This window comes from bacterium (genome assembly GCA_018830565.1).
GTDB lineage: Bacteria > UBA9089 > JAHJRX01 > JAHJRX01 > JAHJRX01 > JAHJRX01.
This window is the reverse complement of record JAHJRX010000055.1, coordinates 1-19,848: the sequence shown is the minus strand read 5'-3', so window position 1 is coordinate 19,848 and position 19,848 is coordinate 1. Positions and strand designations below refer to the sequence as shown.

The window sequence follows — 19,848 nt, the reverse complement described above, 5'->3', positions numbered from 1 at the left end:
CCACCTCGCCTTACAATTAAATTAAGCACCTTATTTTTAATGAAGGAACTCTCTAAAGAAGATCTTTCCTTACTATTAAACAAGCCAGTTATCCAAGAAAGGTAGTTATGAAGATATTAATTATTAACCCACCTCGCCTTAATGGAATTAATGTCCGTAGAGATGAAAGATCGGTGGATATCTTAGAAGATGAAGTAAGCCCTTTTTACCAAGGAGCAGCCTTAGCTCAGTGGCTTCGAGTTAAAAACCTGGCTTTGGTTAAAGTATTAGATGCTAATGGTCTTAATTTAGATTATGGGAGAGTAAATCTTTGGCTTAAGGAAAATAAAGATGCTCGGTTTGTAGTGGTAAAAGGGGGTGATGATACCTTATATCATGATAGTATTACTTGTACCTTAGCTAAGCATTTAGGTCTTACTACCATCTTTTGGGAACCTATTCTTTCCCCAGCTATGCCAGAAAGAGTAATGCAAAATTTAGTAGATATTGATTATTTAGTTCTGGGTGAAGCTGAGTTAACCATTAGCGAGCTTTTAGAAAAAGGTAACCAAGCTAAGGGAATTGCTTACCGGGAAGAGGACCAGATTAAAATTTCACCTCGCTTAGAAACAGAACGGCTCAAAGATATCGACTCTCTCCCTATTCCTAATTTTAATGACCTACCTTACCAAAATTATAAAGCTTGGTTTGGAGAAAGTCCTTGGATGACTATCTTTACTTCTCGAGGTTGCGTGGGCACATGTTTTTATTGTTTAATTGGGGGTAACACTTGCTTTCGAGGCTATGGCCGAAAACTTCGTTTGATGGGGGTCCATCGAGTAGTAGAAGAGTTAGAAGTTTTAGTTAAGAAATATAACATTCCTCATATTACCTTTTGGGATGATTGCTTTACTAATGATTTAGTCAGGGTGGAAGATATTTGCCACCAGATACTAACTAAAAACTTAAAATTTCGTTGGAGTTGCATGTCCCGAGTTGACCGGATAGATAAAAAGCTTTTAAGTTTAATGAAAAAAGCAGGCCTTTCTCGGATTGGATTTGGAATTGAATCTGGCAATCAAAGAGTTTTAGATAGCATTCCTAAAAGAATCACAGCCGAAGAAAATATTAAAACCCCCCTCTTGGCTAAATCCTTAGGTATTTGGGTCTGGATATTTCTTTTACTTGGTCTTCCTGAAGAAGATGAAAGATCGATGCAAGATACCATCAATACCTTAAAGAAAATTAGACCTCATCATCTCTGTTGTGGCACCGCTACTCCTTTTCCTGGAACTAAATTTTATGAAGTTTGTCTCAAGGAAAATCTTTTAAAAAGCGACATTTTTGACCTTATTACCGCTGGTCTTCAAACTGGAGGGGGACAAATATCTGACACACGATATGTGAAAGCAGAAGTAGTTAATCAATACTTAAAGAAACTTCACGAGACAGCTAATATTTATAGTGAAAACAAGCTTCATAATATGATCCAGAAGCTTAAACCTTTTATTCCTAAATTTATGAGAGATACTTTGAAGAATATCTTAGAAAGGACAAGGTCTAATTAAGATGATAAATTTTCTATCAAAGATGAAGAGATATCAACATATTGTAACCACTAATCTAAGATTTCCTAAAAAATTACTTAATCTTTTAGGTACCTATTATGGCACCTTAAAGAAACCTGCATCCTATCCTTTTCTTCCTTATTCCTTAGATCTAGAACCTACGGTCAGATGTAATTTAAGATGCCCTTCTTGTCAATCTCCTCTTTTTAAGAGAAGTCAGAAAGATATGCCTTTTTCTCTCTTTAAGAAGATCTTGGACCAGTTTGATACTTTACTGGAATTAAAGATTACCGGGATGGGAGAACCTCTCTTAAATAAAGACTTCTTTAAGATGGTTCGTTATGCGAAAGAGAAAAATATCTCAGTCTTTTCTTTCTCTAATGCTAAGATAATCGACTATAATCTAGCCCAAGAGATTATTCAAAGTGGATTAAGAGAAATTACTATCTCCATCGATGGGGCAACCTTAACGACCCATAACCAGATAAGAGTGGGATCTGATTTAAATCAAGTCTTAGGTGCTTTAGAGATGCTTGTTTCTATTAGAGGTAAATTAAGGTATCCTATTATCTCTGGGTGGTTTGTAGGCAGAAAGTCAAATATTCATGAACTTTTAGATTTAATAGCCATCTGCAAAAAGATAGGTCTTGACTACCTTACCCTTCAACATGATCTTACTTATTGGGGGAAAGAAGATTTTAAAGAGAAAATGAAGAATGAAGCTTTAGGAAGAAATATTGACTCCTTAAAAGAAATAATTAGAGAGGCTTCAAAAAAAGCTTCTTCTTTAGAATTTAAATTTATTCATTACCAAAAGAATAAATTTTATCATAGATTGGGAAGAGAATGTTATTGGCCATGGCGGTCATGTTTTATTGCTTCTGATGGAAGGGTAGTCCCTTGTTGCCTCTTAGCTGATCCAGAAATAATAAATTTTGGGGATCTTTCCAAAGAAGAGTTCAAAGAAATTTGGAATAATATTAACTACCAGAATTTTAGAGAAAAGATAAAGAAACATCAGATTCCTTCTTTCTGTCGTGATTGTTATGAATAGGATTGTTATGAATAAACTGTTATGGATAAATTGTTATGAATAAGATGGTTACCAGCCAGATAAATGTTATCTGCATCATCTCTTCCTATACCCGAGGAGGGGCAGAGCAAGTATTGTCCGAAAATATTAGAGGTTTTGATAAAGACTTATTCTCTTTCACCGTCGCTTGTCTTTATTTTATCGATCCTGACCATGAAAAGATCCTTAAAAACTTAGGAGTAGATGTTTATCCTAATTTATTAAAGCAAAAATATAATATCTTTGTTATCTTAAAACTATATAAGATTATAAAAAAGTACCAAAGTCAGATCTTATTCTTATTTACTGACAATCGAGATGCTATCTTTTATGGTATCATTGCTGCTAAAATGGCTGGCGTTCCTGTGATTATAGGAGCTTCTCACTGTATTGGTCTGTGGGGTGGAAAGAGTAGCATCTCTAAGTATAGCAAGATAATGTTACCTTTTATAGATAAGATTATTGCTGTCTCTAATACCCATAAGGACTATCTAAATCAACAAGAAGGTATTGATCGGGATAAACTTGAAGTAATTTATAATGGGGTGGATATAAATCTGTATTTCCCTAAAGAAAAAGATCTCAATTTAATTAGAGAAATAGGCTTTGATCCATCTTCTCCTATTTTAGGAGTTGTGGCTGGACTTAGACCAGAGAAAGGAATAGATGTATTTTTACAGGCCGCTAAACTCATTTTAAATAAATACCCAGAGGTTCAATTCTTAATTGCAGGAGATGGTATTCAAAGAAAAGCTTTGGAAGAGCTGGCTAAAGCCTTAAATATTTCAGAAAGGTTTAAATTTTTAGGCTATCGAGCTGATATTTATGATCTTATGCCTCTCTTAGATATTTATATCTCTCCTTCTCCACCAGCCGGAGATAATTTTTCGGTAGTCGTCTTAGAGGCAATGGCTTGTGGTATTCCAGTAATTGCTACTGATGTAGGCAGCAGAAGAGAACAGGTGATAGAAAACCAGACTGGTTTTTTGATTAATCCTTACGATAGCGAAATCATCGCCGAAAAAGTAGATTTTCTCCTTAAGCATAAAGAAGTAGCTCTTGAGATGGGAAAAAAAGGAAGAGATTTAGTGGTTAAAAACTTTACTTACCATCAAATGGTTAATCAAACCCAGAACTTATTTCAAGAACTCCTAAAGCTAAAGAAAGATAGATAATTGATGGTGGATTTTTATCTGGAAAATATTAAGTACCTGCCTCTTGACCTGCTCGAAAAACTTCCCTCAGTCAACCCAAGATATTTTTTAGAGAAAAGTAAGAGTGGGCTACCCATCCTCACTATAACCAATAAAGAGGGAAGAATTATCTCTTTACATAGTAACTACAATCCCCAAAAAGAAGCTACTCGCTTTATTTCATCATTTAATTTAGCAGGAAAAAACACAGTCTTGGTCTTGGGCTTTGCATTGGGATACCATATCAAAGAATTACTCAAACAACCGCAGATTAATAAGATAATAGTCATTGACCCTGATGTAGAGGTATTTAAACTTGCTTTAACTTCTCAAGATCTATCTAACTTACTTTCTTCACCAAAAATAAAACTAATTATTAACGAAGAAAACTTTTCCAATCTTTATCAAGACTTAAGTCAGTTCATTTCTTTAGATAACTTAAATAAAGTACAAATTATAAGATATCTTCCTTGTCTATCCTTGGATCCAGATTATTATCTTCAGGTAGATAAGATTATAAAAAACATTCTGGAAATGAATGTATCAAATTTAGCTATCTTTGCTTCTTTTGGAAAAATTTGGCTAGAAAATATCTTCCAGAACTTCTTTGAAATTGTTAATAATGCCCCGGTAGATAGCTTATTTAATAAATTTTGCGGCTTGCCTGCCATTATTATTTCAGCTGGACCTTCCTTAAATAAGAACTTAAGATACTTAAAGCAAGCTAAAGGAAAAGCAGTGCTGATCTGTGTAGATACCGCCTTAAAAGTACTTTTAGAAGAAAGAATCCAGCCTGATATAGTAGTCTCTGTAGACCCTCAACCAGCTAACTTTAGACATTTTGAAAGAGTCGATACCCATGATTTAATCTTATTAGCTGAGGCTACTGTCTACCACCAAATTCTAAAGACTTTTCAAGGGAGAAAGTTTATCACCTGCGATGAGAGCTCTATCATGGACTGGCTATTTAACTATCTCCATCTTCCTTCCTTAAATTCTAATAAGATTAGCCCTTTAAGAGGAGGAGGAAGTGTAGCTACAGTAGCTTTTGATTTTGCCAAAAAAATAGGAGCTGACCCTATTATCTTTGTAGGTCAAGATTTCTCATTTTTACCTGGACGTATCTATGCTTCTGGGACTTCTTATCAAGAAGAGTGGTTAAATAGTTTAAGCAAATTCAATACTTTAGAGATGCAGTACCAAGAATATGTTTTATCAAAAGGTTTAATAAGTCGGAAAGATATTTATGGAAATTCTGTCTTGACTAGTAAAATTTTAGCTTCTTATTGTGATTGGCTGCAATGGGAGATTGCCCAAAGCAATAATATTTGTATTAATGCTACGGAAGGTGGTATCTTATCTCAAGGAATAAGCTTAATCCCTTTAAAAGAAGCTTTAGAAAAATATGCCCGTCAAACTATAAAGATAGAAGAAAAATTAAATGAGGCTCAAGGTTGCCTTCCTGTTCTTGATAAAGAGAAATTAATGGTCGATATTGAATCTTTAATGGAAGAAGGATTAAGATTAGAAGGTCTGTGTTTAGAAGGATTAAACCTGATCGAAGAAGAGATTAATGAGGAAAGGATAACTAAATTAAATCTCCAGATAGAAAGTCTTAAAATTACTTCTTTGCTTTTGGATGCTATTAGAGACGCGAGTTGGTTTTTGTCTTCAAAGAGTAACCTTTCAAAAGAATGTTTAAAAAACTTATACCAAGAGATAAGAAAGACTAACCAACATTTAATAAATCATCTCAAGAATATTTCTTCTAAATTAAAACTTACTTAACCAATCCTTTATCTTCAAGTTCTTTTTTTGCTTTTTCTACTAAATCTTGGGCCGTCTGATCTTTTACCCAGGAAATAAGCTCGCCAGTGCCTTCTTCAAAACTAATTTGTGGCTTAAAATTTAATCTTTCTTTGATTTTAGCTATATCGGCAAAGCAATATCTAATATCTCCCTTTCGATATCGAGAAGTAACTTCAGGCTCTATGTTTAGTCTTAATTCTTGAGCTAATATCTTGGCTATTTCTAAAATAGTAATCTTTTTACCTGTCCCGACATTAAATACTTCAAAATTAGCCTTTTCGTCTTCTAAGGCTAAGATATTGGCTCTTACAATATCTTGAACATGAATGAAGTCCCTTCCTTGCAAACCATCTTCAAAGATTATTGGTGACTTCTTATTCAAAAGCCGAGAGGAAAAAATAGCCGCTACGCCAGTATAAGGGTTAGAAAGTGCTTGTCGAGAGCCGTAAACATTAAAATAACGCAAAGCTACGGTAGGAATGCCATAGGTCCAGCCAATATTTAAACACATCTCTTCTTGATCTTTTTTGGTAATGGCATAAATAGAAGTAGCTTGAAGAGGTTTTTCTTCTGAAGTAGGCAAAGGAATTAAATCTTGATGACAATTGCAGCAATTTAATTCCCAATCATAATTTTTTAACTGGTCTTCACTTCGTAATTTAGGATATGTTTTGCCACAATGGCTACATTCATAGGCTCCTTCTCCGTAGATACTCATAGAAGAAGCGACTAATAATTTCCTTACCTTATGCTTTTCGTTAGCTAAAATATCTAAGAGGACCGAAGTGCCATAAGTATTTACACTTACATATTTACTTACTTCATACATACTTTGTCCTACTCCAACTACCGCCGCTTCATGAAAAATATAATCTATATCTTTAACTACCTCGTAGAGTTTTTTACGATCTCTAATATCACCTTTAACAAATTTTGCTTCTTTATTTAAATAAACAGGTTTTTTCCCTTGGGGATGAACTTGAGGATCTAAGTTGTCATAAATTATTACTTGATAGGATTTTTTAACTAATTCATCGACTAGATAAGAGCCAATAAATCCTGCTCCGCCTGTAACAAGTACTTTTTCTTTCATAAAATATCCTGATTAGATTAAACTTTATCTTTTAGCTGTATTTTATTGTTTGTCGGCAACTATTCCAAGACCTTCTTTTTTTTCTCTGACCCAGGGCATTCTAATTGAGGTACCTGACTAAAGCCATTAAATTTTAAGGAGACACGGAGTCTCTTCAGCAATTCTCCCCTGGTGATATTACCCTGAGTTTCCCTTAAATGCTTACAAAAATAATAGGTAAACGCTCCGTTGTAACTACCTCCAATATTGGCATCGGCTGATGTTTGGTTATCCTTACAACTAGAAAAAAGCACATGATTTAAGGGATTGCCCCCTTTAAGTATCTTTTTAACTTCTAAATCATCCTCTATCCTGCATTGGATATCCAATGGTGGGTGTAAGAATCTCGGCTTAAAGGAGAGTTCCTGTGGCAAGGCACTGATTCCTATTATCTCCCTTGTCCCTGTTCCTGAGTGGCAGGAATCAAGCAGGACCTCCAAATTTACCCCTTTTGGTAATTCCGAAAATATTTTTCCTAACTCATCATCGGTGATATAAGTCCCATCCCAGTCCATATCATGCGGGCAAAGGATCTCATCCAATCTATCTTTAAGCTCATCGCCATCCCTATCCCGTACCTGGGAGCCGTGTCCTGAGAAATGAAACAAGAGCCTGTCCCCTGCCTTGGTCCCTTTTACCAGCCACTTAAGTCGTTCCATGATTGCCTTCTTTTTTGCCCTCTCATCAATAACCACCCTTATCTCCTTAACCGCAAAACCAAAGTATTTCAAGAGGACATCCCTGACATTGCTAACATCATTCAGGCAACCGTTTAAATCCGATCCTGGTATCTTATACTTATTAATACCAACCAGTAATACCTTGTTGGCCATAAAACCTCCTTTACAAAATTATCAGTATCATCAAAGGAAGGTTCTACTTTTGCCAGCATTCAGCTATCAACCAAGAATGCTGGTCAGAATGACAACTTCCTATATTTTATAAATTAACATACCAAAGATATTAAGGAAGATCAACAAAATTAATTGCAGCAATTTACCCAAGTGAAGTACCTTTTCTGTAACTCATTGAAATTCATTTCAAATTTAGCACACAAGTTCAATAAGCAAGTGCAACACTATAAAATAAAAAGAAATTTTCATAATTAGAATTGCTGACAACGGTTAATTTGGTCTTGACAAAGAACAAAAAAGCTGATATGTCTTCTAAAAGAGGAAGTAAAAAGAATAATAACTTACTTTTACAAAGGAGAAAGCTTAATGAGCAAAAGAGTGATAATTGTTTTTTTAGGAATGTTAATGTTACTTGCTTCTTCCTCAGTCTTTGCTTTTGAGAAAGAAGAGACTTTTTTGCCTCTGGGGGGACATATTACCTACGGTTCATACTCAAATAGCAATCAAAGAGAAAGTATAATCTCAGAAACAATGAACTGCTCATATCTAATAAACTCCTCAAGTATTCAAGTTTCTAACTCCAGCCTTGATTTTAAACTTTGTCAGTCAAATTTAACTCGTAAATTTCCACTTAGTAAAATCAAAGGAATAAGCTCTTCTTTAACTTATTCTTGCCTTGAACAATTAAAGACTACTGATCATTTAGGAGTTAGAATTAGTGCTACTTACATTAAAAGTGACGATAAAAATTCAAACAATACTCTGATACCGTATGGATCGCTAATTTATAAGTCAGCTGATTTTAGTAAATATCTTGACTTTGGTTATAGTCGAACAGCTTATAAGGATACCACTATAGATCAAATTACCCTTACCGGAGGAACGGCTCTTTTTAATTGGCGGACATGGTTACAGACAAGGCTTTATTATATAAGTTTAAATAAGAAAGTCCAAGAGAAAGATAGGGTCTTAGCCATAGAAGAGAGATTTACCTATTATGCCATTCCTCAAAGACTTAGTCTTGCCTTTTATGGAATGCTTGGTAAAAGGATCTATGCTTATGATCCTGATTTAGAAGCAGCTTATAATCTGTCTGATATTCAGAAAGGGAGTGGGGGATTAAGTGCCACTTATAACCTGACTAAAGCATTGAGTATGTTTGGAGATATTACCTATGAGGCCTATGAAAATAAGGATATAAGTAATGATTACAGTGTTACTTTACCAAACTTTAGGGATGAAATTTGTCTTTTAATTAAGATTTAGGTATAATTACCTTTCTTGCGCTACCTGAATGCTGACCCAAAATCAGATAGTAGTGTCTCTGCCAATACCCCCCTCTCTCTTGGATTAATGGACTTATTCCTAATAAAACTGCTAACTAAAAGCTGATATCTGAACGTTTCCAGAGATAATTAAGAAATGATAATTAAGAAATGATAATTAAGAAATGATTAAGATAAGGTATTTAAGTAAAAGATTGGGGAGTTTTTCACTAGATGAGATTAACATCGAAGTGAATAAGGAAGAGTATTTTGTTATTTTAGGTCCTACGGGAGCTGGAAAGAGTACTCTTTTAGAAATAATTGCCGGAGTTAATAAACCAGATCAAGGAGAAATTTGGATTAACGGAAGAGAGGTTAGTGGGTGGCCACCAGAAGCAAGAAATATAGGCCTGGTCTTCCAAGATGGTGCTTTATTTCCTCACTTGAGAGTTATTGACAATATTAAGTATGGCTTAAGATTAAAAAAGCATGGTGTCAAAGAGATAAAAGAAAAAATAGAGAATATTTTAAAACTTCTTCATATTTCTCAAATTAAAGATGCCTATCCTATGACTCTTAGTGGAGGAGAAAGGCAAAGAGTAGCCTTAGCCAGAACTTTAGTTTTAGAACCAAAAGTCTTATTACTTGATGAACCCCTCTCGTCTCTTCATCCTGACTTAAAAAAAAGGTTGCAAGATGAATTACGAAAGGTTCAGCAAGAGTTAAAGATGACTACTATTCAAGTAACCCATGACCATGATTTAGTTTTACCTTTAGCTGATCGTCTGGCGATTATGAATAATGGAAAGATTATTCAAGTAGGAAGACCAGAAGAAATATTTCAAAGACCTCAGAGTGAATTTGTAGCTAATTTTGTGAGATGTAAGATTTAAATAAAGGAAGATTTTAGTAACGGAGCTTTTTATTGGAAGAACAAATGACCGCTATTATTTTAGCTGGAGGTAAAAGTAGTCGGACTACTAAATATATAATGGAGATTTTTATTGGAAGAACAAATGACCGCTATTATTTTAGCTGGAGGTAAAAGTAGTCGGACTACTAAATATAAGGCTTTTATGGAAGTAGGAGAAGTAAAGATAATCACTCGGATGATCACTGAATTAAAGAAAGTATTTAAAGAGATTATTGTCATTGCCGATAAAGAAGAAAGGTATAAAGAATACGACTTAAAGGTATTTATTGATCTTATTCCTGAAAAAGGGCCTTTAGTAGGGCTATATACTGGTTTATTAAATTCTAAAAGTAATTATAATTTTGTAGTTGGCTGCGACCAACCTTTTTTAGAGGCTAATTTAATAAAATACCTAATCAACCAAGCTGATGAGATTGATATTGTAGCTTTTCAAATCAAAGGCAAGCTTCAATTTCTTGGGGCAATATATAATAAGAGTTGTCTACCTTTAGTGGAGAAAAGTATAAAAGAAGGTATCTATTCCTTTAAAAGGTTATATGAGTTAGCTAAAGTAAGATCCATCGCGGAAGAAGAGATCAGCTCTCTAAGCGATCTCGATAAAGCTTTTCTTAATGTAAATACAGATATGGATTTACTAAAGGCTGAAAGATACCTTAACATCTCAGCTATCAAGGCAATCAAAAAGAAGTTACTTGATTCTTAAAGGAGTAAAGATGAAAGAAGATAACCAGAGTGTCAGTAATGAATTGTTTACCTATAAATTTGAAATGGAGTCTAAAACTTACTTTTTTGACTTAAAAGAGAATTCCAAAGGAAGATTTTAGAAATTAACGAGTTATCTAATAAGAAGAGAAATTCTATTATTATTCCTGAAGAAGGACTTAAAGCTTTTTTAGCTTATCTAAAGAGGACGGTAGAAAAATGGGAGTTATTAAATGAAGACTAAAGAATTTAAGTGTGGCTATGTAAGTATTATTGGCAAGCCAAATGTAGGTAAGTCTACTCTTTTAAATACCTTCTTGGAAGAAAAACTATCTATTGTTTCTTCAAAGCCACAAACTACTCGGCATCGTATTTTAGGTATCTTAAATGAAGAAGATTATCAAATTATCTTCTCAGATACTCCAGGAATTATTATCCCTAAGTATAAACTCCAAAAAGAGATGGTTAAGCTATCTTATCAAGCCTTAAAAGAAGCTGATATAACTTTGTTATTAGGAGAACCTAAAAACATAGAAGAGACAGTTGGCGATCTTTTAAAAGAGCAAGATTCTTTTCCTGAAAACACACTCTTAGTTATTAATAAGATTGATTTAATTAAAAAAGAAGACCTTTTGCTTTTAATAAAAAGAGTAAAAAATTTATATGATTTTACTCATTTTATTCCTATTTCTGCTCTTTTAAATGATGGAGTAAGGGGGTTATTAAAGATAGTGATAGAACTTCTTCCTATCCATGAACCTTTTTATTCTCCCGATACCTTGACGCCTCATCCAGAACGATTTTTTTCTTCTGAGATTATTAGAGAAAAGATATTTAATTTATATGGAGAAGAAATTCCGTATTTTACTACGGTGATCATCGAAGAATTTAAAGAGAGAGAGAAAGGGAAAGATTATATTAGAGGTATAATTTTTGTAGAGAGAGATTCCCAGAAGAAGATCTTAATTGGCAAAAAAGGAGAAGCTTTAAAGAAGGTGGGGAAAGAGGCTCGCTTAGACATTGAATACTTGTTAGGAAGAGAGGTTTATTTAGAGCTATATGTAAAAGTGAAGAAAGGCTGGCGCGATAATAAGAATATTTTAAAAGAATTAGGATATTAAATTAAAATAGCCAGGGTGTGATAGAGCTTATTTTAGATAAAGAGGAAACTTGGAAATAAATTTTAAGGTTTTAAAGAAAGATAAAGATTGTCAAGCTCGAGTAGGAAAACTTGTTACTAATCATGGTGAAGTCAATACGCCTATCTTTATGCCAGTAGGAACTAACGCTGCGGTAAAAGCGATGTCTTCTGAAGAACTATTAAGCTTAGGGACAGAAATTATATTAGCCAATACTTACCATTTATACTTAAGACCTGGCCAGGAGATTATCAAATTAGGTGGTGGGTTGCACAAGTTTATGCACTGGTCTAAACCTATCTTAACTGATAGCGGGGGATACCAAATATATAGTTTAGGGGCGATTAGAAAGATCAGTGAAGAAGGAGTTAAATTTCAATCTCATTTTGATGGCTCTTATCACATGTTTGCTCCTGAACTATCTACCAATCTTCAACTTTCTTTTGGTTCAGATGTGATTATGGTTTTAGATGAATGTCCTGGTTATCCTTGTAGTTATGATGCGGCTAATCAAGCTTTAGAAAGAACTACTCGTTGGGCAAAAAGATCTCAAAAGGCTTATTTAGAAGAGGAAAAGGAAAATAAGGGTATTTTATTTGGGATTGTACAGGGAAGCACCTATGAGGATTTACGAAAGAAGAGTATCGAACAGTTAAAAGAGTTAGAATTTTCAGGTTATGCGATTGGTGGTTTAAGCGTAGGAGAACCAAAAAGTGTAATTTATGAAGTTTTAAGCTTTACAGCTCCTTTTTTACCATTAAATAAGCCTCGTTATTTAATGGGGGTAGGTTTTCCTGAAGATATTTTAGAAGCAGTAGAGCAAGGGGTGGATATGTTTGATTGTGTAATTCCTACCCGGCATGCGCGAACGGGAACTGTCTTTACTCGCCACGGTCCCTTGGTGGTAAGAAACGCTAAGTATGCTAAAGATTTTTTACCTTTAGATGAAGAATGTCATTGTTATGCTTGTCAAAATTACTCAAGAGCTTATATTAGACATTTAATTAATGTAGGAGAGATTTTAGGGTATAGATTAAACACTTTACATAATCTACACTTTATATTAAAATTCTTACAAGATATTCGAAGTTCAATTATGGAAGATCGTTTTTTAGAATTTAAGAAGAGTTTTTTAACCCAATATGACCCCAATGCTCGGTAATACCATTGAGGAAAGTTTAAAGATTAAGAATTTGAACTTACGTCGAAAGAAGATTCAATACTTAATGTTGATCTTTCTTTTTGTCTTTGTAGATGGGGGGTGGCATTATCCTCTAATAGGGATATTTATTCCTTTATTCTTTATCTTGATGTTACTAATTGCCTTTTATAAAGGACGAGTTTCTTGTGGTTGGTTTTGCCCAAGAGGAAGCTTATTTGAGATAATTATTAAAAAGATTAGTTTAAACCATGAAAGACCTAAAATATTTAAAGATATTAGATATCGTCGACTATTCTTTCTTATTTTTTCTTGTCTATTTTTATTTTTTTATTTGGCGACTACTTTTGACCAGATAAGTTTAATTAAGACAGGAAGGGTTTTTGTTTATTACTATGTAACGGTAACTACTTTAGGCATTATTTTAGGGATCTTGTTTGGAGAGCGAACTTTTTGCTTAATCTGTCTGGAGGGCACAATTTTGAGTTGGTTTTCCGAAGGTAAAGTAGTTATGGAAGTAAAAGAAAATTGTATAAAATGTGGAAATTGCCAAAAAGTATGTAGTTTGTCCCTTTGTATAGGGGATTTAGTTGGGAAGGTAGAGAGAACGGTGAGAAATAAAGATTGTTTAAAGTGTTACCAATGTCTGGATAGCTGTCCCATGCATGCTTTGAGGTTTAAGTAAGGAGTCTATTGGACAGCCTAAGCTTGAAATACTTCCAGAGAGGTATCTCTTTTATCTCGCTAAGACTATTAATGTACTTGTGATCCTTTCTATCACCATAGCTACTGCCAACCTTATGGATAAGGTATTCAGAGTATATGTACAGCAATTAGCACTTCCTATTCCCACAACAGGCATTGCTTACGGAATATTAAAAGGTACAATTCTCGTTATAGGTTTTTTAATAATACTTACGACTCTTGGAATCTCCATCGCCCCTCTTATTGCTGCCTTGGGCGTTGGAAGTCTTGCCATTGCCCTCGCACTTCAGGATACCCTCGCTAATCTTTTTGCCGGAATCTATATTCTTATTGAAAAGCCCATAAGGGTTGGTGACTTTGTAGGATTCGAAACAGGACAGAATGGTTATGTTGAGGATATTACCTGGAGAACTACAAGAATAAGGACGCCGTCAAACAACATGGTTATAATTCCGAACAGCAAGATAACACAAAATCTTTTAACAAACTATTATCTGCCTGAAAAACGTATGTCTCTGCTAATACCAATTAGTGTAAGTTATTCTTCTGACCCTGAAAAAGTTGAGAGAATCCTCATTGAGGAGGCGAAAAAAGCAGTGAGTGAAATACCTGGACTACTTGGAGAGCCAGAATCCTTGGTGAGATTCATCCCAGGATTTGGTGAGAGTTCACTTGATTTTACCTTGATATGTCAGGTCAAGGAATTTGTTGACCAGTATCCTGTCCAGCATGAACTGAGGAAGAAAATCTTCAGGAGACTTAAAGAGGAAGGAATAAAAATACCCTTCCCGCACAGGACAGTCTACCTCAGAGAGGAAAAGGAAAAGTGAAAGATGAGATTGTTTATTGTTTCAAATAAGTTACCCTTTACGATAACAAAAAAGAGGAAATAGTAGGATTTGAAAAAAGGTAGTGTCTTGAAATAGCTAAAATTACGCCATTCAGTATAATCTAAAAGTTTCAACGGCTTTTTTTTACTTTTTACTTCTTACTGACACCTGACAACTAAAAGCTTTTAAATTGTTCTTATATTTCTGCAACATTATTACTGCCGCACACCGGACACTCGCTAACTTCAGGACCATTAAATAACTCTTCTGAGGAAATAATATCGTTATCTTTATCAATTTTTTCTTCTTCATCGGTTTCTGTCTCTTCTTCGTTATTCTTAGAAGATACATCCCATTGATATCCACAGTCTTCACATCTATAAATATAACTTTTCTTGTTTAAATATTTAAAGTCATCATCATAATAAGTCATTGGTTATTCCTTTGAACCTTTCTCCATCTCCGAAAGAGCTTTTTCTGCTTCCATCAAGATAGAATAAGCTTTTTCTCTGTATAATTTAGCTCTTTGTAAGGCCGATTTTGCTCTGGCTTCAGATATTTTAGCTACATCTACTTCGGCTAAAGCTCTGGTTTGAGCAGACCTGGCTGCTTCCATTTTAACTTTGGCTATATTAGCTGATTTTTTAGCTACTTCTCGTTCGGCAATAGCTTTAGTTTCTGCTTCTATAGCTATTTTAGCCGCAGCTATAGCTTTCCTTTGAGAAGCAGAAGCTGCTTCTGCTTCGGCTGCTGCTCTGGCTTCAGTAGCTAAAGTAGCTTCTGCTTCAGCGATAGCTCTGGCCTCAGAAGCTCGAATAACTTCTATGGCAATCTTTACTCTTTCCTCAGCATCTCTCAATAAAGCACTTTTAATTCGAGCTCGGTCTTGAGCAGCTTTAGCTAACTCAACCTCGGTCTTAGCTTTAGTAGCAAATTCCATAGCCATAGCACTGTCGTTTTCTTTAAGAGCATCATTGGCAGTTTCAAAATAATTTCTAGCATTAGCCGTATGAATCTTTTCTGCCTTTTTAGCTTCTTGATAATCGTTTCGGGCTATTTCCACTTCTGCGCTTGCCTTAGCTTCAATAATCTTTGTGCTTTCCATGATTGCTTTAGCCTTAATTTCAGCCGCTTTAGCTATATTGGCGGTAGCTTTAAGAAGCTCTGCCGAAGCTTTGGCAGAAAGAGCTAAAGCTTCGGCTCGTTCTTGTTCTGATTTAGCTACATCAGCTGTAGCTTTTGATTTTTCTGCGGCAGCTTCGGCAGCAATAGAAGCAGCAAGTGCTTCTAATTCTGATTCTCTCGATGCTTCTACTTCCGCAATAGCCTTAGCCTCAGTAGCTAAAGAAACTTCTTTCTTACTCTTATAGACAGATTCTTCCTCTAATGAGATATTTTGAGCCCAGGCTTGTCCTAAACTAAAAAATATACTCAGAAATATAACTATTCCTTTTTGTCGAGTAAGCATTTTTAACAACCTTCTTTTAGTTATTTATAGTAGTTATTAACGAAAACTAAACATAGAAAATAATACCGAGCAATAAAAGATAAACTTGCTTGGAGTTAAATTAATTTACTCTATGTCAAATTTCCATTAATAAGTGCTATAATGAGATACCACTAAATATTCCTACTTCCATATCTTCCTAAAACCTTATTTTAAAAAGAACTACTAAAAAAGCAACAAAAATTTTTTACTTAAGCTACTACTAAGCTCGCTAACTTTTTTGGAATATAGATAAATCTTTTTATTTTTTTACCACTTATTTTTGCTTTTACAATAGGACTTAACAAGATACTTTCTTTAATCTTTTCATCGGATAACTCCGTATCAAAAGTAAGTTTAGCTCTAACTTTACCATTAATTTGGATAACTACTAAAACGGTATCTTTAACGATCAAGTTTTCTTTGTATTTTGGCCAAGGATGGTTAAATATACTTGGTTTATTTTCAATTTGAGCCCATAATTCTTCGGCCAGATGAGGAATAAAAGGAGATAAGATAAGTAAAGTATTTTCAATAACTTCTTTTAAGACTTTATAATCTTCTTTCTTTTTAGGTTGATATTGATAGATTTCGTTGACTAACTCCATAATAGAAGCAATGGCGGTGTTAAAGTGAAAGCCATTCTCTATATCAAAAGTTACTTTCTTAATCGTTTTATGAAGAGCTGAAATAAGAGGATTTTTGATAGAAAGGCCTTTCTTTAATTTTATCTCCTTGATCAAAGGGGCATAATCATTAACCAAACGATAAACTCTTTTTATAAAGCGGAAAGAACCTTCTACTCCTTGGATACTCCATTCTAAATCTTTTTCCACCGGCGCAGCAAACAAGATAAAAAGCCTAACTGTGTCCGCTCCATATTTTTCTAAAATTTCTTTTGGTTCCACTACATTACCCTTGGATTTAGACATCTTAGCTCCATCTTTGATAACCATTCCTTGGGTCAGTAAGTTTTTAAAAGGTTCTTTAACATTTAATAATTCCAGATCATATAATACCTGAGTAAAGAAACGAGCATACAATAAGTGAAGAATAGCATGTTCAATGCCACCAATATACTGATCTACGGGCAACCAATAATTAGCCTTTTCTTTATCTATGGGCTGCTTATCTTCATGGGGAGAAACAAAACGAGCAAAATACCAGGAAGAATCAACAAAGGTATCCATAGTATCTGTTTCTCTTTTAGCTTCTTTTCCACATTGCGGACACTTACATTCTATAAATTCTTTAATCTTATCTAATTTATAAACTCCATCCAGGAAGTAATTTTTATCCACAGGAAGTTTTATAGGTAAGTCCTTCTCAGAAACAGGAATAATTCCACATTGCTCACAATAAACGATAGGAATAGGAGTACCCCAATAACGTTGTCGAGAAATAAGCCAATCTTTTAATCGATAATTAATCTTTTTTTTGCCCACCCCTAAGCTTTCCAACCAACTATATATTTCTTTTCTTGCTTCTTGACTAGGGATGTCGTCAAAATATAAAGAATTTGTTAAATAACCTTCGTCTTCAAAAGCTTTTTCTAATCTTTGTAAAAGTAAAAGTTTATCTTTGGGTTGGATGACAATTTTAAAGGGTAATTTATATTCTTGAGCAAATTCAAAATCACGTTGATCATGGGCAGGAACAGCCATAATTGCTCCTGTTCCATACTCCATAACTACATAATTAGCAATCCAGATGGGAATGATTTCCCCATTGGCTGGGTTTATACTATAACATTCCGTAAAGATCCCTTCTTTCTTTTCGATGATACGTTTACCTTTGTGCTTTTTAATAAAGTCTTCGATCTTCTTTATTCTTACTTCACCTTTAATAGGAAGTTTTTCAATAATTGGATTTTCTAAGGCTAAGACCAGATAAGTAACTCCAAAGATAGTATCAATTCTGGTAGTAAAAATAACGATATCTTCTCTTATTCCTACCACTTTAAAATATACTTCCATGCCCTCGCTTTTTCCAATCCAGTTTTTCTGCATTAACAACACCCTCTCGGGCCAGTTATCTATTAAGTTATGTCCTTCTGAGAGTTTATCAGCATACGCTGTAATTTTAAAAAACCACTGCGAAAGTTTCTTCTCTAAAACCTCGCAGCCACATCGCCAGCACAAACCTTCTTTAACTTGCTCGTTAGCTAAAACAGTTTTACACTTCTGACACCAATTAACCAAAGCCTCCTTTTTATAAGTTAAATCTTTTTCATAAAACTTTAAGAAAAACCACTGGTTCCACTTATAATAGTCTTCATTACAAGTAGTAACTTCTCGATCCCAGTCATATGAAAATCCCATACTCTTCAGTTGTCTTCTCATGTATTTTATATTATCCATCGTCCATTGGTGAGGATGGATGTTATGCTCTAAAGCTGCATTTTCTGCCGGTAAGCCAAAAGCATCCCAACCCATAGGATGAATTATATTTTTACCTTTCATAAAGTTAAATCTAGCCACTACATCACCGATGGTATAATTACGAACATGTCCCATATGAATCTTTCCAGAAGGGTAGGGAAACATTTCTAAAACGTAATATTTCTCTTTACGGGAATCCTTTTTGGCTTTAAATAACCTTAATTCTTCCCAGTTTTTCTGCCATTTTCTTTCAATTTCTAAAAATGAATATTCTTTATTCATAAAATTCCTGTTTTTTTAAGGTTTATGCTCACCAAAATTAACTTTTTGTTGGACTTAGTTTATAAAGACTATAAACTTAAAAAGCTAAAAGCAAGAATATCCTTACCTTTAGCTTTTTTAAAACTTAGTCTTAATTATCGTCCTTTTTGCAGTTAAATTTAACTACATTTTTCATTTGCTGACTTATTGACTAGATATTCTTATTTTAAGCAGTTTTACCCAGTAAGTTATGGAGGTAATCGGAGACTTCAAGTAATGTTTTTTCGCAAACCTACCTTACTTGAGGATGATTAAATTTATTTCATCTTATTTCTAAATTATCGTTTAGAGAATTGAAATCTCTTTCTTCTGCCTGCTAAGCCATACTTTTTTCGTTCGTGGATTCTATCATCTCGAGTTAACAAGCCATTTTGCTTTAATATAGCTTTATAGCTATCATCTATGTTGATTAAAGCTCGAGCAATGCCCAGCCTTAAAGCATCAGCTTGGCCACTAATACCACCTCCGTAAATATTAGCCTTCACATCGTATTTTTCTTTCACCTTTGTTTTTATTAAAGGTAGGCAAGCTAGAGAACATAAAGAATTATTATTAAAGTAAGAAGAAAATTCTCTTTTATTTACAAAAATTTTTCCTTCCCCTTTAGTAATTATTACTCTCGCTATGGCTCTTTTTCTTCTTCCTGTTCCAAGATATTGAATTTTTACCAAAAGTATCCTCCTTTTAGTTTATAAGCATTTTATCTCTGCTAAAAGCTGAGGAGTTTGAGCTTGATGAGGATGTTGCAAACCTCTGTAAACTTTTAACTTCTTGAGCATGGCTCTTCCTAACTTATTATGAGGAAGCATTCCTTTTACGGCTAACATAATAATCTTACTTGGATTTTTCTCTAACAATTCCAAGAAACTAACTTTTCTAAGGCCACCTGGATATCCGGAGTGATAATAATAAACCTTCTTTTTTTCTTTCCCACCAGTAAGGATAATTTTTTCTGCATTTATTACCACCACATAATCTCCTTTATCTAAATAAGGTTCATAGGTAGGTTTATGCTTGCCTTGTAAGAGTTTAGATATTTTGCTAGCCATACGGCCTAAAACATGTCTTTGGGCATCAATTAAATACCAATTTTTATTTTCTTCTTTTCTCAAATTTCTTTCCTCCAAATAACAGTAAGACTAACATAATAATTTTTTTCTGTCAAGAAAATTTCTTTTCTTGTAACAGCAAAATGAAAATGTCCTGTTTTCCGTTAAATAGAAATGTCCTATTTTGTATTAGATAAAAATGATCTTTTATATGGGTTTATTTTAAACTTCCTCCAAGGGTGATCCAATGGAAGAATATGCACCTTTCTT

The 19,848-nt window shown here is 34.1% G+C and carries 18 protein-coding genes; 11 read left to right on the top strand and 7 right to left on the bottom strand.

Annotated elements, in window-relative coordinates:
• Positions 1-107 precede the first annotated feature (107 nt).
• From KJ849_05265 to KJ849_05250, 4 genes are read left to right on the top strand one after another with little or no spacing between them, the layout of a single operon-like run.
• A complete protein-coding gene (locus KJ849_05265; protein ID MBU2599963.1) occupies positions 108-1,547 on the top strand; it encodes a B12-binding domain-containing radical SAM protein in 1,440 nt (479 codons plus the stop codon).
• Position 1,548: 1 nt separating this feature from the next.
• Positions 1,549-2,601, top strand: a complete 1,053-nt coding sequence (locus KJ849_05260) for a radical SAM protein (GenBank protein MBU2599962.1) — start codon at positions 1,549-1,551, stop codon at positions 2,599-2,601.
• Positions 2,602-2,636: 35 nt separating this feature from the next.
• Positions 2,637-3,794: a glycosyltransferase gene (locus tag KJ849_05255; GenBank protein MBU2599961.1), complete on the top strand. Its 1,158-nt coding sequence runs from the start codon at positions 2,637-2,639 to the stop codon at positions 3,792-3,794.
• On the top strand, positions 3,795-5,600 hold the full coding sequence (locus KJ849_05250) for a DUF115 domain-containing protein (protein ID MBU2599960.1): 1,806 nt from the start codon (positions 3,795-3,797) through the stop codon (positions 5,598-5,600).
• Here the strand turns inward: KJ849_05250 and KJ849_05245 are convergent.
• Together KJ849_05245 and KJ849_05240 are read right to left on the bottom strand one after the other, a co-directional pair.
• Positions 5,593-6,714, bottom strand: coding sequence for an SDR family NAD(P)-dependent oxidoreductase (locus tag KJ849_05245; protein ID MBU2599959.1), 1,122 nt, complete (start codon positions 6,712-6,714; stop codon positions 5,593-5,595). The two genes, KJ849_05250 and KJ849_05245, sit on opposite strands and share 8 nt — an antisense overlap.
• A gap of 59 nt (positions 6,715-6,773) precedes the next feature.
• A complete protein-coding gene (locus KJ849_05240) occupies positions 6,774-7,586 on the bottom strand; it encodes a caspase family protein (protein MBU2599958.1) in 813 nt (270 codons plus the stop codon).
• Positions 7,587-7,973: 387 nt separating this feature from the next.
• Here KJ849_05240 and KJ849_05235 point away from each other — a divergent pair, with 387 nt between their 5' ends.
• From KJ849_05235 to KJ849_05205, 7 genes are all read left to right on the top strand, one after another.
• Positions 7,974-8,873 (top strand): hypothetical protein, encoded by a 900-nt coding sequence (locus tag KJ849_05235; GenBank protein MBU2599957.1) that lies wholly within the window; start codon positions 7,974-7,976, stop codon positions 8,871-8,873.
• 184 nt (positions 8,874-9,057) lie between these two features.
• Positions 9,058-9,765, top strand: a complete 708-nt coding sequence (locus KJ849_05230) for an ABC transporter ATP-binding protein (protein ID MBU2599956.1) — start codon at positions 9,058-9,060, stop codon at positions 9,763-9,765.
• 111 nt (positions 9,766-9,876) lie between these two features.
• Positions 9,877-10,509 carry a molybdenum cofactor guanylyltransferase gene (locus tag KJ849_05225; GenBank protein MBU2599955.1) on the top strand — a complete coding sequence of 211 codons (633 nt, stop codon included), beginning with the start codon at positions 9,877-9,879 and terminating at the stop codon, positions 10,507-10,509.
• Between the two features lie 232 nt (positions 10,510-10,741).
• Entirely contained in the window at positions 10,742-11,629 is an 888-nt protein-coding gene (gene era / locus KJ849_05220) for a GTPase Era (GenBank protein MBU2599954.1), read from the top strand.
• Between the two features lie 49 nt (positions 11,630-11,678).
• Positions 11,679-12,809 carry a tRNA guanosine(34) transglycosylase Tgt gene (gene tgt / locus KJ849_05215; protein ID MBU2599953.1) on the top strand — a complete coding sequence of 377 codons (1,131 nt, stop codon included), beginning with the start codon at positions 11,679-11,681 and terminating at the stop codon, positions 12,807-12,809.
• Positions 12,790-13,491 (top strand): 4Fe-4S binding protein, encoded by a 702-nt coding sequence (locus KJ849_05210; protein MBU2599952.1) that lies wholly within the window; start codon positions 12,790-12,792, stop codon positions 13,489-13,491. Before tgt ends, KJ849_05210 begins: the two co-directional genes overlap by 20 nt.
• Positions 13,492-13,606: 115 nt before the next feature.
• Positions 13,607-14,341, top strand: coding sequence for a mechanosensitive ion channel family protein (locus KJ849_05205; protein MBU2599951.1), 735 nt, complete (start codon positions 13,607-13,609; stop codon positions 14,339-14,341).
• 196 nt (positions 14,342-14,537) lie between these two features.
• Here KJ849_05205 and KJ849_05200 read toward each other — a convergent pair whose 3' ends face one another.
• The 5 genes from KJ849_05200 to rplM form a co-directional block, all read right to left on the bottom strand.
• Complete coding sequence (locus KJ849_05200) at positions 14,538-14,774, bottom strand: hypothetical protein (GenBank protein ID MBU2599950.1); 237 nt, start codon at positions 14,772-14,774, stop codon at positions 14,538-14,540.
• Between the two features lie 3 nt (positions 14,775-14,777).
• Complete coding sequence (locus tag KJ849_05195; protein MBU2599949.1) at positions 14,778-15,809, bottom strand: hypothetical protein; 1,032 nt, start codon at positions 15,807-15,809, stop codon at positions 14,778-14,780.
• 230 nt (positions 15,810-16,039) lie between these two features.
• Positions 16,040-18,490, bottom strand: a complete 2,451-nt coding sequence (leuS, locus tag KJ849_05190; GenBank protein MBU2599948.1) for a leucine--tRNA ligase — start codon at positions 18,488-18,490, stop codon at positions 16,040-16,042.
• Positions 18,491-18,807: 317 nt separating this feature from the next.
• The gene (rpsI, locus tag KJ849_05185) at positions 18,808-19,200 is read right to left on the bottom strand and encodes a 30S ribosomal protein S9 (GenBank protein ID MBU2599947.1); all 393 of its coding nucleotides are present in this window, start codon (positions 19,198-19,200) and stop codon (positions 18,808-18,810) included.
• Between the two features lie 18 nt (positions 19,201-19,218).
• On the bottom strand, positions 19,219-19,656 hold the full coding sequence (rplM, locus tag KJ849_05180) for a 50S ribosomal protein L13 (GenBank protein MBU2599946.1): 438 nt from the start codon (positions 19,654-19,656) through the stop codon (positions 19,219-19,221).
• Between the last annotated feature and the right edge of the window lie 192 nt (positions 19,657-19,848).